Origin of the sequence: Prochlorococcus marinus (assembly GCF_001180245.1) — a bacterium.
GTDB lineage: Bacteria > Cyanobacteriota > Cyanobacteriia > PCC-6307 > Cyanobiaceae > Prochlorococcus_A > Prochlorococcus_A marinus_F.
On the sequence record NZ_CVSV01000131.1, the window covers coordinates 65,244 to 88,857 of the forward strand.

The following is a 23,614-nucleotide window of genomic DNA, read 5'->3' on the forward strand; positions in this document are numbered from 1 at the left end:
CTAATGGAAATTGGAACACTTTTTTTAAAAAGTAATTCGACGGGAATAATCACTTTTTCTGAATTAGATTGGATAACTACACATCAATCTAATTTCACTAGGCTGGAGGAATCCATAGCAATTAAACTAGGCAGAATGCTTGATGCAGGATCTATCAATATTGGTTGCCGTTTGAAATCCTGAATAAGTTTTTATTTTAATAATGAAGTATCAAAAAGAGAAAAAAAAATTTTTTCGGGAAAGAATCCATTCTTTAAATATCTTTCTTTTTTTAGGATTTAATCTTTCACTTATCTCTATCTTAGGTTTTATTTGGTTTAATTCTGCAATTGAAAAAGTAGTTTAAATTTTTGAATTTTTTGTATATTAAAGTTATATTTAAAAAATTAATTATATTTTGAGCATAGGATATTTACAAAGAAAGGCAGCTTGGGAAATTTTATTAAAAGTTAGTTCTGGTGATTTTTCTGATCATGCTCTTGAAAAGGTTTTAAAAAATTATCAATTTAATCCTCTTGATATAGCTTTTATTACGGAATTATCTTTTGGATGCATAAGGTATAGAAAATTTCTTGATCTTTGGACGGATCATACATCAAAAATTACTCATAAAAAGCAGCCTCCAAAGTTAAGATGGCTTCTACATATAGGTTTGTATCAACTATTGAAAATGGATAAAATTCCATTTCCTGCTGCTATTTCTACCACTGTAGAAGTAGCTAAAAAAACAGATTTAAATGGTTTAGCGGGAACTGTTAATGCGATATTGAGAAATGCATCAAGAAAATTAGATCAAAAAATCTTTCCGGAATTATCTTCTGATAGAAAAGAAAGAATTTCATATCTTGAATCATTTCCATTATGGCTTGTGAAGGATCTTTATAGATGGGTCGGCAATAGCGAGGGCGAAAATATCATTAAGGCATTTAATAAAAAACCATCAATTGATTTGAGAATTAACCAATTAAAAACTAATTTAGATAACTTTTTGAAAGTACTTCATGAAAATAATATTGATGCTGAAATTATTAATGATTTACATAATGGAATTACTTTAAAATCTAATCCAAGATCTATAAAAAATTTACCAGGGTATAGTGATGGACTTTGGACAATTCAAGATAGATCTTCTCAGTGGATAGCACCTCTTTTAAATCCAAAAGAAGGTGAAAAGATTTTAGATGCTTGTGCAGCTCCAGGAAGTAAGTCTACCCACCTTGCAGAATTAACAAATGATAGTGCTGAAATCATTGCCGTAGATAGATCAGCAAAAAGATTGAAAATACTGCAATCAAATTTAGAAAGGTTAAATTTGAAATCTGTCAATACACTTAAGGCTGATGCTACTAGTTTGATTGAATTAAATCCTAAGTTTATATCTTATTTTGATAAGATTTTATTAGACGCTCCATGTTCGGGCATTGGAACCCTTTCCAGGAATCCAGATTCTAGATGGTCTTTAAGTAAAGAAAAAATAAAATCTTTAACTTTATTGCAGGAAAAACTTTTAGATAGTATTTTCCCTCTTTTGAAAAAAGATGGCACTTTAGTTTATTCAACTTGTACTATTTGTCCCGATGAAAATAATCTATTAATTGAACGATTTATTAAAAAAAACAAAACTTTAAAATTGGTTAGCCAAAAGCAAATTTTACCTAGCTTGGATTATCCTGGTGATGGATTTTACTCTGCAATAATTTCTTATAAATCTTGAAAATATAATTTATTTTTAAATTGGAATTTTATAAATTTCAGATATGAACTTCTTCCATAAATAAGCTGCATTACCACTAGATAATGCAGATTCCTTATTATCGTCGTAACCTATCCAGATCCCTGTTGTAAGGTTATCAATGGAACCAATAAACCAGAGATCTTTATTTCCATCAGATGTTCCTGTTTTCCCATAAATTTTCTTTCCTTTTATTGAGGCTGCTTTTGAAGTACCTTCTTTTACAGATTTTTTAAGAAGTTTATTTATTTTCTTGTTTATTTTTAAATCTAATATTTTCTTGGAAATAGATTTGTTTTCCCAAATAGGCTTTTTTTTAAATGATTCTATTTTTTCTATGATTTCAGGGCTTTGAATCTTACCATTATTGTTTATTGCAGAATATGCATTTGTGATGTTTAAAAGATTATCTCCGTAGGAGCCAATAGCTAATGATGGGAATTCCTCAAACTCTTGCTCGTAACCTAGTCCAAATGAATTAGCTAAATTAATAATTTTTTTTAAGCCGATTTTTTTTGTTATTGATATTGGAACGATATTTGATGAACTTTTAAATGATTCAATCAAAGATATTGAACCTCGATAGTCTTCTGAAAAATTTTTTGGGCAATAACTTTCCCAGCATTTTGGTAAGTCTTCAAATTTATCGCTTAATTTTATTCCTTCTATTAATGCAGCAGTATAAGGGATTATTTTAAAAGTAGAACCTAAAGGTCTTACAGATGAAATCACTCTATTGTATTCATTAATTGATGGATGTTTGCTGGTTATCATTGTCCTAATTAGTCCTGTGTTTGATTCGATAGATAACAGTGCAAATTCAAGTTCTTTAGGCCCAGCATATCTTGATATTTGTTGACCTTTTTCTTGCCAATCTTTGTTTATTGAAGATTTAATTCTTAAAAACTTATAATCATTTTTACTTCCGATTCTTTTATCTGTTTCCAGAAGAATAAAGTTAATTAGTAATTTATCATCTAAAAAATTATCAGCTGTTTGATAATTTAATTTTATTTTTTCTTTAATAGCCTTATTCTTATTTGCAAGAGAAATATATCCATCAACATACATTGATTCAAGAACTTTATTTCTATTTTTAATAGCTAGTTCTAAATTTTGATAAGGTGAATAAATTGATGGAGCTGGAGCTAATCCTGCAATTAATGCGATCTCTGATAATGTCAATTCTTCTATAAATTTTCCAAAATAAACCTGGGCGGCCTCGTTTATCCCATAAGCTCCTGATCCTAGATAAATATTATTTAAATATAATTTTAAAATTTGATTTTTGTTATATCTAAATTCAAGTATGAGTGATATAAATATTTCTTTGATTTTTCTTTGAAAACTTAAATCATTATTTAGAAAAAGTAATCTAGCAACTTGTTGTGTAATCGTACTTCCTCCCTCTCTAACATAACCACTTCTAATATTTTTAATAAGGGCACGTGAAATACTTTTTAAATCTATTCCATTATGTTTATAAAATCTTTTATCCTCAGAAGATACAAAAGAATGTTTAAGAAAAAATGGAATTTTATTATTACTATTATCTATTTCAAATTTGCGGCTTAATTTGCTTAGTATCTTATTATCAGAGGATGTTATTACATAAGAATATTTGGTTTCCCGAGACTTTTTATTTTTAGATACGTCAAATTTTAAGGTACTAGATATTAGACTAAAAAAATAAAAATATATCCCAGAAAAAATTAATATTGGAATTATTAAAACAAAAGATTTGAATTTAATCTTTTGCACCTTAAGCAACTAAAAAACTATGTCCTATCGCTAAAGCTGTAACTAACATTCCAGTTATAAGGAACGGTTGGGCACTTGCTTGATATTTGACATCAAACTTTAGAGGATCTCTTAGTAACCACATATCTTGAAATGTAATTTGTGGAATTACCAATAAAACCAAAATTACAGAGGCTAAATGTTGGCCAATAACGACTAACACTACAACCATTGCTAATTGAAAAATATCAATCAGTCCTGCACTTATTCTACTTGCATTTTTAATTCCAAATACTACTGGTAGAGAATTTAAGCCTAGCTTTGAGTCTCCTTCAACACTTTTGAAATCATTAATAACAGCAATTCCAAGTCCTGAGAGGCTATAAGCAAGTGTTAGTATCGCCGTCACGATTGTTAATTTCCCAAACAAGGCTTGTCCTGCCCACCAAGGTAAAGCAATATAAGATGCCCCTAATGCATAATTTCCAAGCCAACCATTCTGTTTTAATTTGAGTGGTGGAGCAGAATATATATAACTAACAAAGGAACCTCCTAATGCCAAAAGTAAGACGGAGGGGAAGCTGTGCTTAGCATATATATCTAATAAAAAAGCAACTATTAAACCCGCTATAAGTAATACCCAGATTTGTATTTTTACATCTTTAATTGAAATTTTCCCAGAAGGAATTGGTCTATTCGGTTCATTAATTGCATCAATTTCTTTATCAAAAAAATCATTTATGGTTTGGGTATAACCAGCCAGAAGCGGTCCACTCATCAACATACATGCTAATGAAGCTAGAACATTACTAAATGTCCATTCAAAATTCCCACTTGCAGCTGCTCCACAAATAACTCCCCATATCAAAGGGATCCACGTTATGGGTTTCATTAACTGTATACGGAGTTTCCATATACTCGATGTTTCAGAAGCACCCTTAATTCCTAATAGTTGTTTTGGATCATTCACTTTACTCTTTAACCTTTCTCAATTTCTTCTGGGAAAAACCAATTTTGCTCACCATTCTGAAATTTTGCGGTGATTCCAATACTTCTGCCGTCTGTCATTTTATAGCCAGTAATTACGGCTTTAGGACTCGAGGATATTTGATCTATTAATTTTGCTGGTAATCTATCTTTTACTTTGTTAATGTTAATTTTGATTTTACTACCGATTTTAGGTAATAAGTTTGTTTCAGCCATAAGAGGTAAAATGGAAGCTATTATGCAAGATTAACAGCATTTGGACAATTTTTACTAAAATGGTAGCTCTTCGTTTAATTCCTTGTTTAGATGTCGCCCATGGCAGAGTGGTTAAAGGTGTAAATTTTGTTAACTTGAGAGACTCAGGCGATCCTGTTGAATTGGCTTGTAGGTATTCTGATGAGGGCGCAGATGAATTAGTATTCTTAGATATTAGAGCTAGTGTAGAAAATAGAAATATATTAGTTGACCTTGTCTCTAGGACCGCAAAATCAGTAAAAATCCCATTTACAGTAGGTGGAGGAATAGATTCTGTTTCTTCAATTAATGATCTTTTGAGAGCTGGAGCAGACAAAGTGAGTTTGAATTCTTCTGCTGTTAGAAATCCAGATTTAATTTCTAAAAGTTCTAGAGAATTTGGCAATCAATGTATCGTGATAGCAATTGATGCGAAAAGAAAAGTTAATAAGACTGATGAATGGGAGGTATATGTGAAAGGAGGGAGAGAAAATACTGGAATAGATGTATTAAGTTGGGCAAAGAAAGTTGAGGAGTTAGGCGCAGGGGAAATTTTACTTACTTCAATGGATGGTGATGGCACGCAGAATGGATATGATTTACATCTGACTGAATCTGTTGCCAATATTGTTAACATCCCAGTGATTGCTTCTGGAGGAGCGGGTTGTTTAGAAGATATCTATGATGTTTTCAATGAAGGCAGGGCATCTGCCGCACTTTTAGCATCATTACTTCATGATAAGAAACTTTCTTTAAGAGAAATAAAGACTTTCCTCCTAGAAAAAAAACTTCCAATTAGACCATATGAATAAAAAATTTAATTTAATACCAAAAAGAAATAAGTTAAAACTTTAAAAATGAAATTCACAAAAACTATCGAAGTCAAAAATATATTTAATAAAATTTCTCATAAATATGACTTTTTAAATAATCTATTAAGTTTTGGGCTGCACAGATTATGGAAAAGGAAATTAGTTAATTTATTGGAACCTTTAAATGGTGAAGATTGGGCTGATTTATGCTGTGGAACTGGAGATTTAGCATTCTTAATTTCTGAGAGAGTAAGTCCAATGGGCTCAATTACTGGAATTGACAGTGCAGAGGATATCTTAAATATTGCAAAGAAAAAATCAGAGCAAAAAAAAAATAAATTTATTAAGTGGGAAATTCAAGATGTATTGGAAATTAATGATCATTCAAAAAATTTTGATGGGATTTGCATGTCATATGGACTTAGAAACTTGAATAATGTTGAAGAAGGAATAAAAAAAGTTTTTTATCTTTTGAAGGATAAAGGAAGGGCAGGATTTTTGGATTTTAATCACTCAAAAAAAAATTCTTTATCAAATATTTTCCAGAAAATTTATTTGAGATTAATTGTAGTAACCATTTCGCAGCTTTTTAATATGGGTCCAGAGTACGCATATATTGAGAAAAGTATTAGAAATTTTCCAAAGAAAAAAGAATTGATAAATATTGCTATGGAAGTTGGATTTAAAAAAGCTGAATATAAGACTATTTTGGGGGGGCAAATGGGAATACTAATTTTAACTAAATAAAGAATTTAGTTATTTATTTTTCTCCAACAAAAAGAACACTTTCCCCATCTTTTGATTTCGCCCTCAGGAGTTGGGGAATTACAGAAAGTACAAATGCACATATTATTTTGATGGATTCTGCTTGGATGATTCGCCCAAATTATCTTTGCATTATTAGCTTTAATATTTTTATTTTTAATTTCATAATTTTGTATTATTTTTATTTCATTCAAAGTTATTCCAATTTTCTCGATTCTCTCTTTTAATTTATGCTTGTTATAAATTAAAGCTTGTCGCCACTGTGGATGATTTACTGCAATAGTAAGTATTTTTTTTTCAATATTTAATGGTTTGCATTCTTGAAATAGTTCCAAACCGATTAAGTTCTTCCAGTTTTCATTGATTTTGGAAAGTTTATCTAAATCTCCCCATGATTTTTTGAAATTATCAAGACAATTTTTTAATGGATGTGGATTCCTTTTATTCACTATTGGCAAATACTTTTTGTCCAATTTGTAAAATTTACTTATTAAGACTAAAGTTAATCTAATCTTCGAAAAGATGCTCGTTGTTTTAATAAAGAATTTGTGAAAGTTATTGGACCTGCAGCTAAGACAGTTTTTTATTTAAAAAAAATTCAGGGTCAATATCCAAGCTGGAGACTTCTTTACAAAATAAAATGTAAAAGTACCGAAAATGAGCTAACAAGCCTGCTTGGATATTCTGAAATAAAGAAAAATCAGCCAGTAGCGATAATCGCAAGAGAACAGTTCTTAGGGGTTGGCCAAAACTCAAAAACTTGGTTTTCTCCAAAAGGCGGGATTTGGTTAAGTGCAGCTTACCCAATATTTTCAAAAGAATTTGCATGTCAAATATTTAATTTGTCTTTAGGCATTAAGTTATGTGAAATGCTTAGACAAGAGAATATAAATGTTTGTTTGAAATGGCCAAATGATATTTTTTTTGGTTCAAAAAAGTTGATTGGATTTTTACCAAGGGTGATAACAAGAGGCAAAGAAATTATCTATGTAAGAGTAGGACTTGGCATGAATGTTTTAAATTACACTCCATCAGAGGGTATTTCATTATCAAAAGTACTTCAAACTAAGAATATTAATCAACATTATTGGACAGCCAAAGTTCTTAAAGCTTTTTATGATTCAATTGAATGTAATAAAAAGAAAGAATATGTGATTAAATCTGCAAATAAGTTTCTTACTAAAAGTTTTTTACCTAGTGGTTATTGTCCTCATAAATGGAAAATTAAAGATATTGATTCCAATGGGAATTTAAGAATTGAAAATGAAACTCAACTGAAAGTAATTAGAAGGTTTTGAATTTAATTTACTTTTAATTCAACTATTCTTCCATCTTTAAATTTGGCTATTTTTTTTGCGCGATTTGCAACTTCATCTTCATGGGTAACTAAAACTATAGTTATTCCAGATTCATGCAGTTTGTCAAAAAGATCTAATACATCTTCAGTGGTTTTTGAATCTAGTGCTCCAGTAGGTTCATCTGCTAATAAAATTGCAGGGTTATTTATAATAGCCCTCGCAATAGCAACTCGTTGCTGTTGACCTCCGGATAATTGGTTTGGACGATTATTCATTCTTTCTGAGAGGCCAACTTTTGTTAAAGCATTCTTACCTCTCTCTAATCTTTGCTCAGGATCAATACCAGCATAAATCATTGGCAAAGTAACATTTTCAAGTGCAGTTGCGTCCGAGAGAAGATGAAATTGTTGAAAAACAAAGCCTAATTTTTGGTTACGTATTTCCGCGAGCTCATCATCAGATAAATTCTCAACAGGAATTCCATTTAATTTATAAATACCTTCAGATGGTCTATCTAGACATCCAATAATATTCATAGCTGTACTTTTGCCTGAGCCACTAGCTCCCATTACAGCTAAATAATCACCTTTATAAATTTCTAAGTTTATGCTGTCTAAGGCTTTAACAGTTAGATCTTCTTTCCCATATGTTTTAGATATATTTTTTAAACTCGCGACTTTCTTAGACATTTATTGAAGAACTCTTCTAGGAAATATTGTTTGCTGTAGCAATAATATCTTGTAAGAAAGGAGTTTCTGAAACAGCTGTATTAGCTAATTTAAAAAGAGGATTAGAAAGGATTCCTCCAAGAGCGGTTACTGCGACACAAGTATAAAGTGCAATTCTCAAGGGAGGTAATCCTACAATTCCCCAATTAATTTCAGGATATGATTTGACTATTTCAGAAGCTTCTTGTGGTTCTTTAACTACCATCATTTTTATCACTGAAATGTAGTAATAAATAGATATAACTGAAGTTACTAAACCAACTATTACTAATAGATATTGATGATTTGCCCAACCTGCAAAGAACAAGTATATCTTTCCAAAAAATCCTAGCATTGGAGGTAAACCTCCAAGAGATAGAAGACAAAGGCTTAAGCCTAATGTAATTAGAGGATCTTTTTGGTAAAGTCCTGAGTAATCAAGAATTCTGTCAGAACCAGTTCGAAGTGAGAAAAGTATTACACAGGAAAATGCACCCAAATTCATAAACAAATATGCAGCCAAATATAAAACAGCCGCTGATAAACCATCTTGTGTTCCAGATACTATTCCAATCATTACGAATCCTGCTTGTCCAATAGAACTGTAAGCTAGCATCCTTTTCATTGAGGTTTGAGCTAGAGCTACAACATTTCCTAGAGCCATGCTCAATATGGCCAAAATGGTAAATAAAAGTTTCCATTCTTCGTCAAAAGAAGAGAAAGTTGTGCTTAATATTCTTATCGCAAATGCAAAGCCCGCTGTTTTTGAACCAACAGATAAAAAAGCTACTACAGGTGTAGGTGAACCTTCATATACATCAGGAGTCCATTGATGAAAGGGAACAGCAGCAATTTTAAAGGCAACTGTTGATAAGACAAATACAAGAGCTAGTGAAGTAATAAAGGATGGCTTATTGATAATTTCTAAACCTATGGTCGCTAAGTTCGTTGAACCACTTAATCCATAAAGAAAAGAGGATCCATACAAATAGACCGCAGCAGCAGCTGATCCAACAAGGAGGTATTTTAAGGCCGCTTCTGAACTTCTTGGATCTCTCTTGAGGTAACCAGAAAGTAAGTAACTTGCTACGGATAAAGTTTCGAGAGATATAAATACACTAATAAGGTCAGTAGATCCACACAAAAGCATTGCGCCAAGGGTGGCCGAAAGAACTATCGCAGCAAACTCGCCAATTGGGCTACCACTTTGTTCTGTATACCGCCAACTTATCAGTAAAGATACTAGGGTTGATAAAGAAATTATTGCTCTAAATGCTATTGCCAAATTATCTGAATTGAAGGACCCAAGGAATGCGCTTTCTACCGGATTACTCCATTGCATTGCCAAACTAACGAGTGAGCTGCCTATTGATAAATAGCAAATTATTGGTGCCCATTTTGATGCAGTTTTTTCTCCAGCTAAATCTACAAGAAGTGTTCCAACAATGCCTAATAGAATAAAAGCCTCTGGAATAATGGCTTGAGCATTTAGATTAATTGTAAAGATTTCGTTGGGCACTTTATTAAATTGGATTAAATTAGATGTTTGATTGTAAGGGTCTAAGAGTTAATCTTAACTTGATTATAATTTGTGGGTATGATTTTTGAAATTTTAAGAAGAAGTTACTTGAAAAAGCTTCAAATAATCATAATATGCCCTAACTGAACAAAAACACCAATTTTTGAAATAAACCTTGGATCACACACTTGTTATTGTTGAAAGTCCCACCAAAGCAAAAACCATCAGAAAGTTTTTGCCTTCTAATTATGAAGTTCTCGCTTCAATGGGACACGTAAGAGATCTTCCAAAAGGAGCTGCTGAAATACCAGCTGCGGTTAAAAAGGAAAAATGGTCAAGGATAGGAGTTAATACAACAGAAGATTTTGAACCACTTTATATAGTTCCAAAAGATAAAAAAAAGGTTGTTAAAGAGTTGAAAGATGCATTAAAAGGTGCAACCCAGCTATTACTTGCAACTGATGAAGATAGAGAGGGAGAGAGTATTAGTTGGCATCTCCTGCAAATACTTAAGCCTAAAATACCAACTAAGAGAATGGTTTTTCATGAAATTACAAAAAAGGCAATTAATAAAGCTTTAGACCAAACTAGAGATATTGATATGGAACTTGTTCAGGCTCAAGAAACAAGAAGAATCTTGGATAGGCTTTTTGGATATGAATTATCTCCTTTACTTTGGAAGAAGGTAGCCCCCAGATTATCTGCTGGTCGTGTTCAATCAGTTTCAGTAAGGCTTCTTGTTAGGAGAGAGAGAGAAAGAAGATCTTTTAAAAAAGCTAGTTACTGGGGTATTAAAGCCTCCCTTGTGAAAGATAATGTTACTTTCGAAACAAAATTATTCAGTTTAAACGGTCAAAGAATTTCTAATGGTTCCGATTTCGATGAACAGACCGGCAAATTAAAACAAGGAAATAAATCTTTAATAATTGGAGAAGATAAAGTAAATGATTTACTGAAGACTTTTTCCTCAAAGGATTGGTTAGTCTCAAAAATCGAAAAAAAACCTTCCACTCGTAAGCCAGTCCCTCCATTTACAACTAGCACACTACAACAAGAAGCAAACAGGAAGCTTCGTTTGTCTGCAAGAGAAACTATGAGATGTGCACAAGGGCTATATGAGAGAGGTTTCATAACATATATGAGGACTGATTCAGTTCATCTTTCAGAACAAGCCACAAGAGCTGCTAGAGAGTGCGTCAGTTCTATGTATGGAAAAGAATATTTATCTAACTCACCAAGACAATTTAATTCAACTGCAAGAAATGCTCAAGAAGCACACGAAGCTATTAGGCCTGCAGGTGAGGCATTTAAAACACCAAAGGAAACTAGTCTTACTGGTAGAGACTTGTCTCTTTACGATTTAATTTGGAAAAGAACTGTAGCTAGTCAAATGGCGGAAGCTAGGCTAACAATGATTAATGCTGAAATTAGAGTGGGGGATGGAATATTTAAATCGAGTGGAAAAAGTATTGATTTTGCGGGATTCTTCAGAGCTTATGTGGAGGGGAGTGATGACCCAAGTTCGTCCCTTGAACAACAAGAAATTATTCTCCCAAACTTAACAACAGGAACATGTCTTCAAGTTACTAATAAGGAGTCTACTTTTCATGAAACTAAACCTCCTGCAAGATATACAGAGGCTGCATTAGTTAAGGTCCTTGAAAAAGAAGGGATTGGAAGACCTTCTACCTATGCAAGCATCATAGGGACAATTGTGGATAGAGGTTATGCAAATATATCCTCCAATACTTTAGCTCCAACGTTTACAGCTTTTGCTGTTACCGCGTTACTAGAAGAACATTTCCCTGATCTGGTTGATACTACATTTACTGCAAAAATGGAATCTTCATTGGATGAAATATCTTCAGGTAATCTTGAGTGGCTACCCTACCTAGAAACTTTCTATAAAGGTAAAAATGGTTTGGAGGTAAAAGTTCAGAAAACAGAGGGTGATATTGATGGTAAAGCTTATAGACAAGTTGATTTCGAAGACCTTCCTTGCGTAGTAAGAATAGGCTCTAACGGACCTTGGCTAGAGGGTACAAAAATTGATGAATCTGGTAATGAAATTCTGGCTAAAGGTAATCTTCCAATGGATATTACTCCTGGAGATTTAGACATAAAGAAAGTTGATCAAATTTTAAGTGGGCCATCAGATCTTGGAACTGATCCAAAAACTGGGGAACGAGTCTTTTTAAGATTTGGCCCTTATGGACCTTACGTACAATTGGGAAATAATGATCAAGATAAAGCTAAACCAAGAAGAGCTTCATTACCTAAAGAGTTGAAAACTGATGATCTAACTCTAGATGAGGCTCTTGTACTTTTAAGTTTACCTAGATTGTTAGGAGTTCATCCTGAAGGAGGAGTTGTTGAAGCTGATAGAGGAAGATTTGGCCCTTACATCAAATGGATCAAAAATGAATCTGAATCTGAAAATAGATCACTAAAGAAAGAGGATGATGTTTTTACTGTTGACATAAAACGAGCATTAGAAATTCTTGCTATGCCAAAAATGGGTAGAGGTGGTCAAGAGGTACTTAAAGACTTTGGAAAACCGAAAGAATTTAAAGAAAAAATTCAAATATTAAATGGAAGATATGGCGTCTATTTAAAATGTGGCAAAACTAATGTTTCCATTGCTAAAGATACTGATATAGAAAAATTTACCATAGATGAAGCAGTATCTCTCTTAGAAGAAAAACTAAAAGATAAAAAAGGTGCAATTTTAAAAAAAACAAAGATTAGTAATAAAAAAACTATAAGGAAAAAGAAAAGTTAGAAAAAATATGATTTTAAAAAAAAAAGAATTTTTTTTATTAATATTTTTAATTTTCTTGCAATCATGCTCTGGAGGGAGGATTGGAAATTTTCTTGAAAGTAGTTTTAATGATTTAGAAAAAACAAGGAAAAATGAAGATTTACAAAATAACTTATTAAATAAAAACGATATAAATTTAGAAAAAGAAAACAAAAAATTTGATGATAAAAAAAATAAAAAAATTAAAAAAGTAGAAAAGCCAAAAAATGTTCCTGAAAATAAAAACGATATAAATTTAGAAAAAGAAAACAAAAAATTTGATGATAAAAAAAATAAAAAAATTAAAAAAATTAAAAAAGTAGAAAACCCAAAAAGTGTTCCTGAAAATAAAAAGGATACAAATTTAGAAAAAGAAAAAAAAGAAATTAATGATATAAAAAATAAAAAAATTAAGAAATCTATAAGAAAAAAAAATATGGATCTTCAATCTTACAAAATAATATTCATCTTAAAAGATGTAGATCCAAAAGATCCTACTGAAGAGTTGAGTTCCATATTAAGTAATTCTGAGGTAAATTTTGAAATAGAAAAGATTGAACGGATCTTAGATTCAAAAAATAAAAGTATGAATAAAAATTAATTAAAAATATTTAACAAAAAATGAAAATAACAACAAAAAATGAAGCATTAAATATCGTCGAGACCTCTTATTTAGCATCTCTTTCATCTTTATTATGGGTTGCATTATATTATCTGCCAATTGGGGGAGCTTTATTAAGATTGATTTTACCTCTCCCAATGATCTTGTTGCACTTGAGAAGGGGAAGTAAAATTGCATTGGAAGGACTTTTAATACAATTTCTACTTTTATTCATAATTATGGGTCCTATTAGAGGAACTTTATTTTTATTTCCTTATGGGATTTTGGCTTTTTGGCTAGGTTGGTGTTGGTTTAAAGAAAAGAGTTGGAAAATTAGTTTAACTGGGGGTGTTGTTATTGGAACCCTTGGCTTTTTAATAAGAGTAATAGCATTATCTACTTTGGTTGGCGATAATCTTTGGGTGTTAATTACTAGAGCGAGTTATGGTCTAATAGAAAAGTTAATTGGATTATTTAATTTACCTTTATATCCCTCAATTTTGAGTATACAACTAGGTGCAATTTTATTAATAATTTTTCAAGAAATAGTTTATGTTTTAACTGTACATGTAGTTGCCTATTCTCTGTTTCCTAGATTTAAATTAACTATCCCAGATCCTCCAAGATTGTTAAATAGCTTAGTTGATTTTAATAATTAAAAAAAGTAAGAATGTACAGTAAAGAATTAGGGATAAATTTTTTTGGAAATAAATCCAATAAAAAAAGACAACTCAATAAGATAGAAATACTGAAAAAGAATATTAAAAATTTAAAAATATTTCTTATAATTGCTGGCACTAACACATCACAAATTCCAGGAATTTCCGCAGCAGGTATTAATCCAAAATCGAGGAGAAAAACTGCTCTCGCAGATGCTGAATTTTTACTTGAGGGTGCTTCAAAAGATCACAAATATAAATTGCCTCTTCTCAATGCAGGAGTAACTCCGGCCCTAATCAGTCATGTTTGTTCAAAGCTGATAAATACTTATCCAGTTATTGTTCCTCTGGGAATAGGAGCAAAGCCTTATTTTAATCATTTGGTTGTAGAAGATAGAAATTTGGGCCCATCAAATTGTCTTACTACTGGTAAATCGATGACTAAAGAGAGAGTTTTAAATCTCTATGAGAAAGGTCTTGCGATAGGAAAATCCTTAAAACAATCAGTTTTAATTTCTGAATCTGTACCTGGGGGCACCACAACTGCTCAGGCAGTAATGGAAGCTTTTGGTTTGCAGGTATCTAATTTAGTAGGGAGTAGTTTATTTAAAGCTCCAAGAGAACTAAGAAGGCAGATAATTAAAAGGGGACTTTTAAATGCGAATTTTAAGGCTGATTTTGACTCTTTTGATGTTGTCGCGGCAGTAGGTGATCCTTTCCAAGCTTTTTCAATGGGTCTATTAATTGGTGCCAGGTTAGCAAAACAACCTGTAATATTGTCTGGAGGAAGTCAAATGTTAGCAGTCATTTTGCTTGTATTAGAATTTTTAGGCGAAAAAAATAAAGATGAATTTATTGAAGATGTTTTTATTGCAACAACTGGGTGGCTTGTGAAAGATAATTCTCTAAATGATTTAGTAAATCTAATTAATGAAAAATATGATGTCAAATTATTAGGTTTAGCAAGTCCTTTAAATTTTAAATCTTCAAAATACAAAGAATTGAAGGATTATGAATTAGGTCATGTAAAAGAAGGTGTAGGTGCTGGTGGAATATCATTGCTTGCTTTCTTAGATGGATTTAAAAATGAAGAAATAGTTTCATTGTGTCAACAAAATCTGGAAATGATGAAGGGCCTAGGTCAAATTTCTTTAGAGAAGGATTGCTGAATGTTTTCAAAATTTGCAACCAGAAGAGAATTTTTAAATTTTGGGAAGCTTTCGCTTTTATTTTTCTTAAACTCTTGCAGTAATCTGCCTAATAAAGTAAAAATTGCATTACAAAATTCTTTTTATCCAGAATCTTTTAAAGATACGATTCCAAAAGATTGGAAGCAGGAAAAAATTAATTTTGAAAATATTCAGCTACAAAAAAATAGAAACACAATTTTGAATTCTGACTTTACTTTAATAAATGATGGATGGATTTCTAGTATAGATTTTTCAGAATTTGAAAAAATAAATGAATATGCACTGTTCGAAAATTTGGATAAGAGATCAATAGATTTTTTGGGAAGCTTTAATCAAAATCAGAAGAGTAAATTATTTCCTATTGGCGTAGTACCCTATACAATCATCATTAAAAATAATAAAGAATTAATAACTTCAGCAAGAACATCTTGGAATTTTCTTCTTTCTGAAAAATTAACTGGGAAAATTATTTTTCCTCAAAGTCCCAGAATAATATTGTCAATTGCTCAAAAAATTAATTCATCTAATTCTTTAAAAAAACTCAAAAGCCAAGCTATGTTATTTGATGATAAAAATATGCTCAATTGGTTGATTAATTCTGATGCTATTGTCGCAATAGTTCCTTATAGTCTTTGTTCAAAATATTTAAAAATAGACCCAAGGCTTTCTTTAGTTTTCCCTAGCCAAGGCGTACCTTTGATGTGGCATTTTCTACTTAGTCGATCAAATCTAAATAATGCAATATTAATGAAATGGATTAAATCTTTAGAAAATAAATCAATAGTAGATAAATTAGTTAGCCAGGGTTGGTATCTTCCATTCAATAGTGATTATTTGCAAAGTAAATATAAAACTGAAATGCTCCCCATCTCAGGACCTTCTGAGAAATGTTGGGAAAATAGTTGGTCTTTCCCTGTCTTAACAAATGAACAAAAAATTAATCTTAAAAATATCTGGAATGAGTCCTTATCCCCATAATCTTTTTGTAGGATTTTCAATTAATAAGTTATGAGTTTCCTTTAATAAATTTGGTATATCTAATTTACTAGGACATTTAGGAACACATTTATTACATTCTTGACAAAATGAGGAATTTTTTTCTTCCCACCAGTGGCCAGCTTTTCCTATTAAATTGTATCTTTCTTTTGCAAATTCTAATTGGCCATAACCAACAGATATATTTCTTAAACGAAGTATTTCTGGAATAGGCACTTCATTTGGACATGGAAGACAAGATCTACATTGTTCACATTTGGTTGAGTTTAATCTTTCATTAGAAACTTCCTTAATTTTATTAAGGGCGCTTTTTTCAAGTTTTGTAAGCTTCTCAAATGAGTTTCTAAGTTTATGCGCAAATTCAAAATCTTTTTTGTTTGTCGCCCCCAAGGATAAAGTTGTAATGCCTTTTGCGAGAAGAAATCGATACGCTAATTCTAATGGATGAAAAGGCTTAGAGGCCTCTAACAAAATATCACTTGGAGAATACAATCTACCGCCTTTATCTGCAGGTGATATTGCTAAAACTCCCATACCTTTTTTTATAGCTTCCTCTGCTAAAGCAATCTTAGATTGATCTAAATAATGTAAATGAAGACTACAAAAATTAAAAACTTCACAGTTAATTGCATCTTGAATTAGTGAATAACTTCCGTGAGAACTAAAACCGACTTGATCAACTAGTTCCTTCTCAAGTATCCACGAAATGAATTTCTTACCCTCTCCAGAAATAACCCAATCTAGATGTTGTTTTAAGTTGAGTCCGTGAATTGCAAGATTATTAATTTTCTCGCGATTTAAATTTTTAAGAGACTTTTTAAAATTATTTTTTAAAAAGGCAAAATCTCCCTTTGGTAAAACTTTGGAAGTAATCACCCAATTTTTTTCTTTTATATTCTCTTCTATTGCTAATTTTTTTATTGAATTTCCAATAAGTGATTCAGCATCACCATAAGAGGGTGCTGTTTCTATGTGGTTAATTCCTACATAATATGCATTTTTTATTATGCTATACATTTTTTCGAGACTTTCAGTCGCTCGCATTGTCCCCAAAGTGAACAAGCTCACTTTCGCCCCTCTACCAAATGATCTTTTTTGTGAATTAATAATCATCTAAATATGATCAATTTCTTTTTATTTACTCTTTAATTTATTTATAGTTGAAAATGATTTAAAGTAAATTAAAGTAAATACAAAATTTTGCAAAAATATTTTTTTAAACTATGTTTACAGGAATAATTCAATCAGTTGGAAAACTAAGACAAGAAAAAAATATTTTAGAAATTGAAATTCTAGATAATTTATTTGATATGGCAATTGGTGACAGCATAGCTGTTGATGGAATTTGTTTGACAGTTAAAGAGATTTTTCAAAATAAATTTACTGTTGATGTTAGTGAGGAGACATTAAAAAAAACAACTTTAGGAGTAAAGTCGAACCTGAATCAGATTGTTAACTTAGAGCCTGCTCTTAGGGTGTCTGACCGTCTAGGAGGGCATATAGTCAGCGGACATGTTGATGGCCTTGGAACAGTGGAGAATATAGAAAAATTAGAGAAATCTTGGCTCTTATCAATAAAGTGGAAAAATAATAATTTTTCAAAATATGTAGTTAATAAAGGTAGTATTTGTGTAAACGGTATAAGTCTTACGATTGCAAAATATGAGCGGGAAGGAGAAATATTTACTATTGCGATAATTCCTCATACTTGGCATAAAACAAATCTGAATAAATTAAATATCGGTGACAGCGTAAACCTTGAGGCAGATGCACTAATTAAATATGTAGAGAAATTACTTTTATTTAATAAAAATAGTAATAAAGATTTATCTTCTAATAATATTTCTTCCGAGTGGCTTAAAGAAAACGGTTGGTAAAATATATTTTTTAATTTAATGGAATCAGATAAATTGTTTTTGACTCTTTTTTAAGATCGATTTTAAATTCCTGACCAGGTTCTAGACCTAATTTTTTGGTGTAGGCATGACCAATTAATAGGTTCCCATTGCCATGAACTTTAGTTTTGAATTCTGTCTGTCTGCCTCTTGAAGCTCTATTACCATTTTTCCCCAAACGACCCTTTCCTATTTTGTAACCCTTAGCTTCGATAAGCGCCCTATAGAAACTTTTTCTTAAGATTCTTCCACTTGGACCTACGTACCCACAACCTTTTGCTATCTCATCTTCAGATTTTTTACTTAATAACTTTGCTTTTTCAAGAAGTTCTTTTCCTTCTAGCATTATCTGACAAATTCATAATTATATATTCTTACTAAAAAGGAGAACTGTGGCAATATAAATTAATAAAAAATATATTTAATTTTTGAAATTTAGTTTTTTATAAAAGATACAAAATAATAAATAAAACAACCCATATTCCATCTACAAAATGCCAGTACAATTCAACAGCTTCCAATGGAAACATATTTTGACTGGTTAATCTTCCGCCATTCATTCTCGATTGCCAAGCAATAATTAAAATCATCAAAGTGCCTAAAGTGACATGTAATCCATGAAAACCAGTAAGAGCATAAAAAGTACTTGCAAATAAATTATCGGTTAATCCAAAAGGTAAATGAAAATATTCAAATAATTGACATATTAAAAATATAATTCCAAGAAAAGCAGTAAAAAATAACCATTTTTGGGAATCTGAGTTTTTATCTTTTAAAAGTGCTTTGCCTGCTTTATGGAAAGTTGCACTACTAACAAGTAACAAAATTGTATTGAGAGTAGGTATTGGTAGTTCTAATTCATAAATAGCACCATCTGGTAATGGATTTACTGCTTTATAAGTTAAATAAGCAGCAAAGAATCCAGCAAAAGTCATTCCGTCCGCAATTAGGAAAGTTATAAGACCAAACATTCTGAAGTCTTCATGTGTTTCATTAACTTCAGAATTATTTTTTTGAATTTCTTTTGAGCTATCTAGTGTTGTCATATGTTTTTATTTCTGTTCAGAAATTTCTTTACCGTAACCATATGGTTCTTCAACTAATGGAGCTTCTCCTTCCCAATTTTCAACTGGAGGTGGAGAAGATGTTAACCATTCAGGTGTAAGAGCATTCCATGGATTATCTCCAGCATTTTTTCCATTTCTCACACTAAGGAATACGTTAATTAAAAAAGGAATTGTACTTATAGCCATCAAAAGAGCCCCAAGGCTACTAATTTGATTAACGAACTGGAATTGAGGATCATATTCTGCAACTCTTCTTGGCATTCCATTTAAACCAAGCCAATGTTGAGGAGCGAAGCACAAGTTAAATCCAATAAAAGTAATGATAAAGTGTAAAATTCCTAATTTTTCATTGAGCATTTTCCCAGTTACTTTGGGGAACCAATGATAAATGGAAGAGAAAATAATAAAAACAGTCCCTCCATAAACTATGTAATGAAAATGGGCTACAACGAAATAGGTATCATGTACGTGAATATCGAAAGGTACCTGTGCCAAAGCAACCCCTGTAATACCTCCAAAAACAAAATTTATAATAAATCCGCAAGAGAATAACATTGCACTATTGATGGAAATTTTACCTCCCCATAATGTTGCAACCCAATTGAAAAATTTTATACCTGTTGGAACAGCAATAAATGCTGTTGCAATAGTAAAGAACAATCTCATCCAAGGGGGGGTCCCACTTGTAAACATGTGATGTGCCCAAACAACTAAACCTAAAACTACTATCCCCATTATTGAAAAAACCATTGTTGTATATCCAAAAAGTGGTTTTCTAGCATGTACAGGAAGTATTTCACTAACTAAACCGAAGGCAGGAAGGACCATAATGTATACAGCAGGATGAGAATAAAACCAAAATAAATGCTGATAAACTACGACATTGCCACCTAAAACAGGATTGAAAAAACCTGTATTAGCGATGATATCGAAACTAAGTAGAATTAAAGTGCCTGCTAAAACAGGAGTTGACAAAACAACTAATAGACTTGTCCCTAGCATTGCCCAACAATACATTGGCAATTGCATAAGTTTTAATCCTGGCCTTCTTAATTTGATAATGGTCGCGATAAAGTTTATTCCACCAAATATAGAACTGCCTCCAAGTAATAGAACGCTCAGAATCCAAATAATTTGTCCTGATTGAGGAGTAGTTATGCTCAAAGGAGGATAAGCCGTCCATCCAGCCTGAGCAGCACCCTCAACAAAATAGCTTGCTACCAGCATCAAACCTGAAGGAGGAATTAACCAAAAAGCTACAGCATTCAATCTTGGGAATGCCATATCTCTAGCACCTACATAAAATGGAATTAAATAATTTCCAAAAGCACCGTTAACTACAGGCACTATCCATAGAAAAATCATTATTGTTCCATGAAGGGTTAAAACTTGGTTATATACATCTCTCGGCATAAAGTCAGACATCGGACTAGCTAGTTCAATTCTTATAGCGCTAGCTAAGGTTCCGCCTATTAAATAGAAAAGAAAACCGCAGACTAAGTATTGTATCCCAATTACTTTATGATCAAGGCTAAAACTAAAGTATCTAAGCCAGCCTTTAGGTTGAAGACTTTCATTATTAGTTTTTTGTGGATCAATTGATATTGTCATAAATTTACCTCTGGTTTTTTATTTTTGTTAAACCATTCGTTGTAATCAGATTCTTCTTCAACAATTATGGAGGCTCTCATTCCTCCATGATATGGACCACATAATTCTGCGCAAATAATCGGATATTTTCCTACTTTTGTTGGAGTGAAATTTAGAATAGTCGGTTGTCCAGGAATAATATCCTGTTTAATTCTGAACTCTGGTACCCAAAAAGCATGAATCACATCTTTGGATTCCATTTTCATTGATACTTTTTGATCAACAGGAACGTGTAGTTCACCTGATATGAAATTGCCCTTGGGATAATTGAATAGAAATGCAAATTGCATAGCTGAAACTTCAATTGATAAATTATTTATTGCTATTTCATTATCAGAGGTTTGACTTATTCCAGCCCAAATTTTTTCAGTATTAGAACTCATCATTTCGTGGTTATGATTTAGTTCTTTCATCCCTCCCATTCGATCGTAGATGTTGTAGCTATATAAACCAATTAATAAAACAATTATTGAAGGGATAATTGTCCATACAATTTCTAAGCTTAAATTTCCCTCTAAGGCTATGCCATCGCCTATCTGATCATTTCTTTTCCTAAACTTAAATAAGCTGTATATAACAGCTATTGTCATTCCTATAAAAATGATTAATCCAATGATGAAAAGAATTTTAAAAAGTTCATCGTAAATTGGTGCGTTAATACTTGCTTCAGCTGGGAGCAAATTTACATTAAAACCAATCCAAAAAGATATAGCAAAAACAAGGGAAATAATTAGAATTAAATAAAAGTTTTTATTTAACAATTGAGCTCTAAAAATTTGTATTTATATCCTCAAGATATTCAATTTTTTTAATCCTGCATCCTTTGTTAAAAGAAAAACATTTAAATTCACAACTTCTTAAGATTTATGAAATAAAAGGCGTATTATTAATAACTTTTTAGAGTTAATTGTCAGGGAAAAAAGATTAAATTAGTAAATTATTTTTTAAATTAAACATATTAATTTTTAATTAATGTTTGGTTTTTAAATCTAATTTATTATGCAAAATAATAGGTTTTAACCATTTGATTAATAATCAATTATATAAATCAAAATATCTGACAATTTTTAAAAGGTTGGGAAGTCATAGTGTAATGGCACTTATTGCACTAATCGTAATTGGAGGTGCTACTAGAGTCATGGAGGCTGGACTTGCCTGCCCAGATTGGCCATTATGTTATGGATCTTTTTTGCCTTTTAATCATATGAACCTAAGAGTATTTCTAGAGTGGTTTCATCGTCTAGATGCTTTTCTGGTTGGCATATTAATTCTTTTTAAATTTTCCCTTTCAATTATATGGAAAAATGAAATTCCAAATTGGTTACCTAAAACTTATTCACTATTACTTTTTCTCGTTATTGTCCAAGGATCTTTAGGAGCTTTAACAGTAATAAACTTGCTTGATTCATATACTGTTACTGGCCATCTTTTAATAGCTTTTCTACTTCTCATCACAACAATTTCAATAAATCAAAATTTAGAAAATGACGATATAGAAGAGCCATTAATTTGGTGGAGATTTTTATTGTTTTTTCCTCTTTTACTTACTCTTATTCAATCTTTTATTGGAGTAAGGCTTTCTTCAACCTGGTCAGCACATATTTGTTTATCTTTTAATAAACAATGTCTAATTCTAAATACTCATAAATTATTTGCTTTTCCAATTGCTTTTTCAATTCTATTGATTATTGCTACTGCAATTTATAAGAGAAGTTTGCTAAATGAAAATTGGAAATATCTCTCAGCACTTATTTTTCTATTGTTTTCCCAAATTGCTTTGGGTGTTTTAAGTCTTAAAACAAATTTGAATGAACCTATTTTTATTATTGGTCATCAACTTAACGCCTCTTTATTTATTGCGATATTAACAACATTAATTTTTAGAAATCCTTTTACCAAAAAAGGTCTAAACCACTCCCTAAATTCTCAAATGGTTGGTATCAATTCATGAACAGTAGTAACTTAGAAAACTTGAACTATAAATCTTCAATTAGGGATGAAGTTGTACCTTCTAGAAAAAAAATAACTTTGCCGCCTTGGCTTGAAGTGGCAAAACCCAGATTAATCCCACTTTTACTGGCAACAACTTTGGGAGGAATGGCTTTAACTGAAGAATGGCCTTTGTCTTCACCGAAACTTATCTGTACTTTAGGAGGCGGAGCTTTGGCAGCAGCAGCAGCTGGAGCTCTTAATTGCTTGTGGGAAATGGAGTTAGATAAGAGGATGACAAGAACTAGCAAAAGAGCATTGCCAGCTGGAAAGTTGTCATCTGAGACTGTATTTTTAGCTGCCGTATCATGTACTTTGGCAGCCTCGATGCTTTTAGTAAGTGGTGTAAATTATTTGGCTGCGGGATTAACTCTTCTTGGTTTGTTTAGCTACGTAATTTTATATACAGTTATTTTGAAACCTCGTACAACAAAAAATATTGTTTTCGGAGGAGTTGCTGGTGCGATACCACCTTTAGTTGGAGCATCTGCTGCTACAGGGCATGTAGGTCTTAGTGGTTTGTGGTTGTTTGGTTTAGTAATGTTATGGACCCCAGCTCATTTTTGGGCACTTGCAATTTTGTTGAAGGATGATTACGCATCAGTTGGTATTCCTATGCTCCCCTCTGTTAAAGGATCTGTTTTTACTGCTAAAGCGATTTCTCGTTATGGATGGGCAACAATTTTAATGAGTCTTATGGGAGTTTTTGCCTTGCCTGAAGGGGGTCTTTTATACGGAATTATGTTATTGCCATTTAATGGAAGACTTTTGCAATTAATAAATGAATTAAAGAAATCTCCTGATGATCTTTCAAGAGCAAAGTCTCTCTTTAGGTGGTCTATTCTATATATGTTTGGTATTTGTCTTTTGTTATTAATTTCCAGAACCCAACTATCTGTAGAATTTGAGCAGCAATCTATGCAGATATTTTTATCTATAGTATCCCTGCTTAGTAATTAAATTAGATGTAAAA

Annotated in this window: 24 protein-coding genes; 13 read left to right on the top strand and 11 right to left on the bottom strand. The window is 31.5% G+C overall.

Translation table 11 applies throughout. The features are described 5' to 3' along the window. The first annotated feature begins 3 nt into the window (after positions 1 to 3). Positions 4 to 183, top strand: a complete 180-nt coding sequence (locus AMO19_RS05605; RefSeq protein ID WP_025887585.1) for a hypothetical protein — start codon at positions 4 to 6, stop codon at positions 181 to 183. A gap of 214 nt (positions 184 to 397) precedes the next feature. Continuing rightward, a complete protein-coding gene (locus AMO19_RS05610) occupies positions 398 to 1,714 on the top strand; it encodes a 16S rRNA (cytosine(967)-C(5))-methyltransferase (RefSeq protein ID WP_075507655.1) in 1,317 nt (438 codons plus the stop codon). A 15-nt stretch (positions 1,715 to 1,729) separates the two neighbouring features. Here AMO19_RS05610 and AMO19_RS05615 read toward each other — a convergent pair whose 3' ends face one another. The 3 genes from AMO19_RS05615 to petP are packed head-to-tail and all read right to left on the bottom strand — an operon-like array spanning position 1,730 to position 4,675. Further along, positions 1,730 to 3,493, bottom strand: coding sequence for a transglycosylase domain-containing protein (locus tag AMO19_RS05615; protein WP_075507656.1), 1,764 nt, complete (start codon positions 3,491 to 3,493; stop codon positions 1,730 to 1,732). Between the two features lies 1 nt (position 3,494). Then, positions 3,495 to 4,442, bottom strand: coding sequence for a chlorophyll synthase ChlG (gene chlG / locus AMO19_RS05620; RefSeq protein WP_075507657.1), 948 nt, complete (start codon positions 4,440 to 4,442; stop codon positions 3,495 to 3,497). An 8-nt stretch (positions 4,443 to 4,450) separates the two neighbouring features. Further along, positions 4,451 to 4,675 (bottom strand): cytochrome b6f subunit PetP, encoded by a 225-nt coding sequence (petP, locus tag AMO19_RS05625; protein ID WP_075507658.1) that lies wholly within the window; start codon positions 4,673 to 4,675, stop codon positions 4,451 to 4,453. Between the two features lie 59 nt (positions 4,676 to 4,734). Here petP and hisF point away from each other — a divergent pair, with 59 nt between their 5' ends. Next, complete coding sequence (gene hisF / locus AMO19_RS05630) at positions 4,735 to 5,505, top strand: imidazole glycerol phosphate synthase subunit HisF (RefSeq protein WP_075507659.1); 771 nt, start codon at positions 4,735 to 4,737, stop codon at positions 5,503 to 5,505. 45 nt (positions 5,506 to 5,550) lie between these two features. Further along, positions 5,551 to 6,252 (top strand): bifunctional demethylmenaquinone methyltransferase/2-methoxy-6-polyprenyl-1,4-benzoquinol methylase UbiE, encoded by a 702-nt coding sequence (ubiE, locus tag AMO19_RS05635; RefSeq protein ID WP_075507660.1) that lies wholly within the window; start codon positions 5,551 to 5,553, stop codon positions 6,250 to 6,252. A 5-nt stretch (positions 6,253 to 6,257) separates the two neighbouring features. Here ubiE and AMO19_RS05640 read toward each other — a convergent pair whose 3' ends face one another. Beyond that, complete coding sequence (locus AMO19_RS05640; protein WP_075508035.1) at positions 6,258 to 6,719, bottom strand: DUF721 domain-containing protein; 462 nt, start codon at positions 6,717 to 6,719, stop codon at positions 6,258 to 6,260. Between the two features lie 99 nt (positions 6,720 to 6,818). Here AMO19_RS05640 and AMO19_RS05645 point away from each other — a divergent pair, with 99 nt between their 5' ends. After that, a complete protein-coding gene (locus AMO19_RS05645) occupies positions 6,819 to 7,568 on the top strand; it encodes a biotin--[acetyl-CoA-carboxylase] ligase (RefSeq protein WP_075507661.1) in 750 nt (249 codons plus the stop codon). 2 nt (positions 7,569 to 7,570) lie between these two features. Here AMO19_RS05645 and AMO19_RS05650 read toward each other — a convergent pair whose 3' ends face one another. Together AMO19_RS05650 and AMO19_RS05655 are read right to left on the bottom strand one after the other, a co-directional pair. Continuing rightward, positions 7,571 to 8,257, bottom strand: a complete 687-nt coding sequence (locus AMO19_RS05650) for an ABC transporter ATP-binding protein (protein WP_075507662.1) — start codon at positions 8,255 to 8,257, stop codon at positions 7,571 to 7,573. Positions 8,258 to 8,273: 16 nt separating this feature from the next. Beyond that, positions 8,274 to 9,794 (bottom strand): NAD(P)H-quinone oxidoreductase subunit N, encoded by a 1,521-nt coding sequence (locus AMO19_RS05655; protein WP_075507663.1) that lies wholly within the window; start codon positions 9,792 to 9,794, stop codon positions 8,274 to 8,276. Between the two features lie 175 nt (positions 9,795 to 9,969). On the opposite strand from AMO19_RS05655, the gene topA reads away from it, so the two are divergent. Genes topA through AMO19_RS05680 form a run of 5 tightly spaced genes read left to right on the top strand, consistent with a single transcriptional unit; the run spans position 9,970 to position 16,022 of the window. After that, positions 9,970 to 12,576 carry a type I DNA topoisomerase gene (gene topA / locus AMO19_RS05660; protein WP_075507664.1) on the top strand — a complete coding sequence of 869 codons (2,607 nt, stop codon included), beginning with the start codon at positions 9,970 to 9,972 and terminating at the stop codon, positions 12,574 to 12,576. Positions 12,577 to 12,583: 7 nt separating this feature from the next. Then, positions 12,584 to 13,195 (top strand): hypothetical protein, encoded by a 612-nt coding sequence (locus AMO19_RS05665; RefSeq protein WP_075507665.1) that lies wholly within the window; start codon positions 12,584 to 12,586, stop codon positions 13,193 to 13,195. A 20-nt stretch (positions 13,196 to 13,215) separates the two neighbouring features. Then, entirely contained in the window at positions 13,216 to 13,854 is a 639-nt protein-coding gene (locus AMO19_RS05670) for a DUF2232 domain-containing protein (protein WP_075507666.1), read from the top strand. Positions 13,855 to 13,865: 11 nt separating this feature from the next. Next, the gene (gene cobT, locus AMO19_RS05675; RefSeq protein ID WP_075507667.1) at positions 13,866 to 15,023 is read left to right on the top strand and encodes a nicotinate mononucleotide-dependent phosphoribosyltransferase CobT; all 1,158 of its coding nucleotides are present in this window, start codon (positions 13,866 to 13,868) and stop codon (positions 15,021 to 15,023) included. Further along, the gene (locus AMO19_RS05680; protein WP_075507668.1) at positions 15,024 to 16,022 is read left to right on the top strand and encodes a hypothetical protein; all 999 of its coding nucleotides are present in this window, start codon (positions 15,024 to 15,026) and stop codon (positions 16,020 to 16,022) included. It begins immediately after the preceding gene. Here the strand turns inward: AMO19_RS05680 and AMO19_RS05685 are convergent. Next, on the bottom strand, positions 16,011 to 17,153 hold the full coding sequence (locus AMO19_RS05685) for an aldo/keto reductase (RefSeq protein ID WP_075507669.1): 1,143 nt from the start codon (positions 17,151 to 17,153) through the stop codon (positions 16,011 to 16,013). The two genes, AMO19_RS05680 and AMO19_RS05685, sit on opposite strands and share 12 nt — an antisense overlap. A gap of 110 nt (positions 17,154 to 17,263) precedes the next feature. On the opposite strand from AMO19_RS05685, the gene AMO19_RS05690 reads away from it, so the two are divergent. Beyond that, positions 17,264 to 17,917 carry a riboflavin synthase gene (locus tag AMO19_RS05690; RefSeq protein WP_075507670.1) on the top strand — a complete coding sequence of 218 codons (654 nt, stop codon included), beginning with the start codon at positions 17,264 to 17,266 and terminating at the stop codon, positions 17,915 to 17,917. A gap of 10 nt (positions 17,918 to 17,927) precedes the next feature. On the opposite strand, the gene AMO19_RS05695 is transcribed toward AMO19_RS05690, so the two are convergent. The 4 genes from AMO19_RS05695 to coxB all read right to left on the bottom strand — a co-directional run bounded on the left by AMO19_RS05695 (position 17,928) and on the right by coxB (position 21,413). Next, positions 17,928 to 18,281, bottom strand: coding sequence for an AbrB family transcriptional regulator (locus tag AMO19_RS05695; protein ID WP_075507671.1), 354 nt, complete (start codon positions 18,279 to 18,281; stop codon positions 17,928 to 17,930). Between the two features lie 97 nt (positions 18,282 to 18,378). Next, positions 18,379 to 18,981, bottom strand: coding sequence for a cytochrome c oxidase subunit 3 (locus tag AMO19_RS05700; RefSeq protein WP_075507672.1), 603 nt, complete (start codon positions 18,979 to 18,981; stop codon positions 18,379 to 18,381). Between the two features lie 6 nt (positions 18,982 to 18,987). After that, positions 18,988 to 20,613, bottom strand: coding sequence for a cytochrome c oxidase subunit I (gene ctaD / locus AMO19_RS05705; RefSeq protein WP_025923016.1), 1,626 nt, complete (start codon positions 20,611 to 20,613; stop codon positions 18,988 to 18,990). Beyond that, positions 20,610 to 21,413 carry a cytochrome c oxidase subunit II gene (gene coxB, locus AMO19_RS05710; protein WP_075449558.1) on the bottom strand — a complete coding sequence of 268 codons (804 nt, stop codon included), beginning with the start codon at positions 21,411 to 21,413 and terminating at the stop codon, positions 20,610 to 20,612. Before coxB ends, ctaD begins: the two co-directional genes overlap by 4 nt. A gap of 263 nt (positions 21,414 to 21,676) precedes the next feature. Between coxB and AMO19_RS05715 the strand changes: the two genes are divergently transcribed. Both AMO19_RS05715 and AMO19_RS05720 read left to right on the top strand, forming a co-directional pair. Next, positions 21,677 to 22,603: a COX15/CtaA family protein gene (locus AMO19_RS05715; protein ID WP_075508036.1), complete on the top strand. Its 927-nt coding sequence runs from the start codon at positions 21,677 to 21,679 to the stop codon at positions 22,601 to 22,603. Further along, positions 22,600 to 23,601: a heme o synthase gene (locus tag AMO19_RS05720; RefSeq protein ID WP_075507673.1), complete on the top strand. Its 1,002-nt coding sequence runs from the start codon at positions 22,600 to 22,602 to the stop codon at positions 23,599 to 23,601. The genes AMO19_RS05715 and AMO19_RS05720 overlap by 4 nt, the downstream gene beginning before the upstream one ends. Positions 23,602 to 23,614 lie beyond the last annotated feature (13 nt).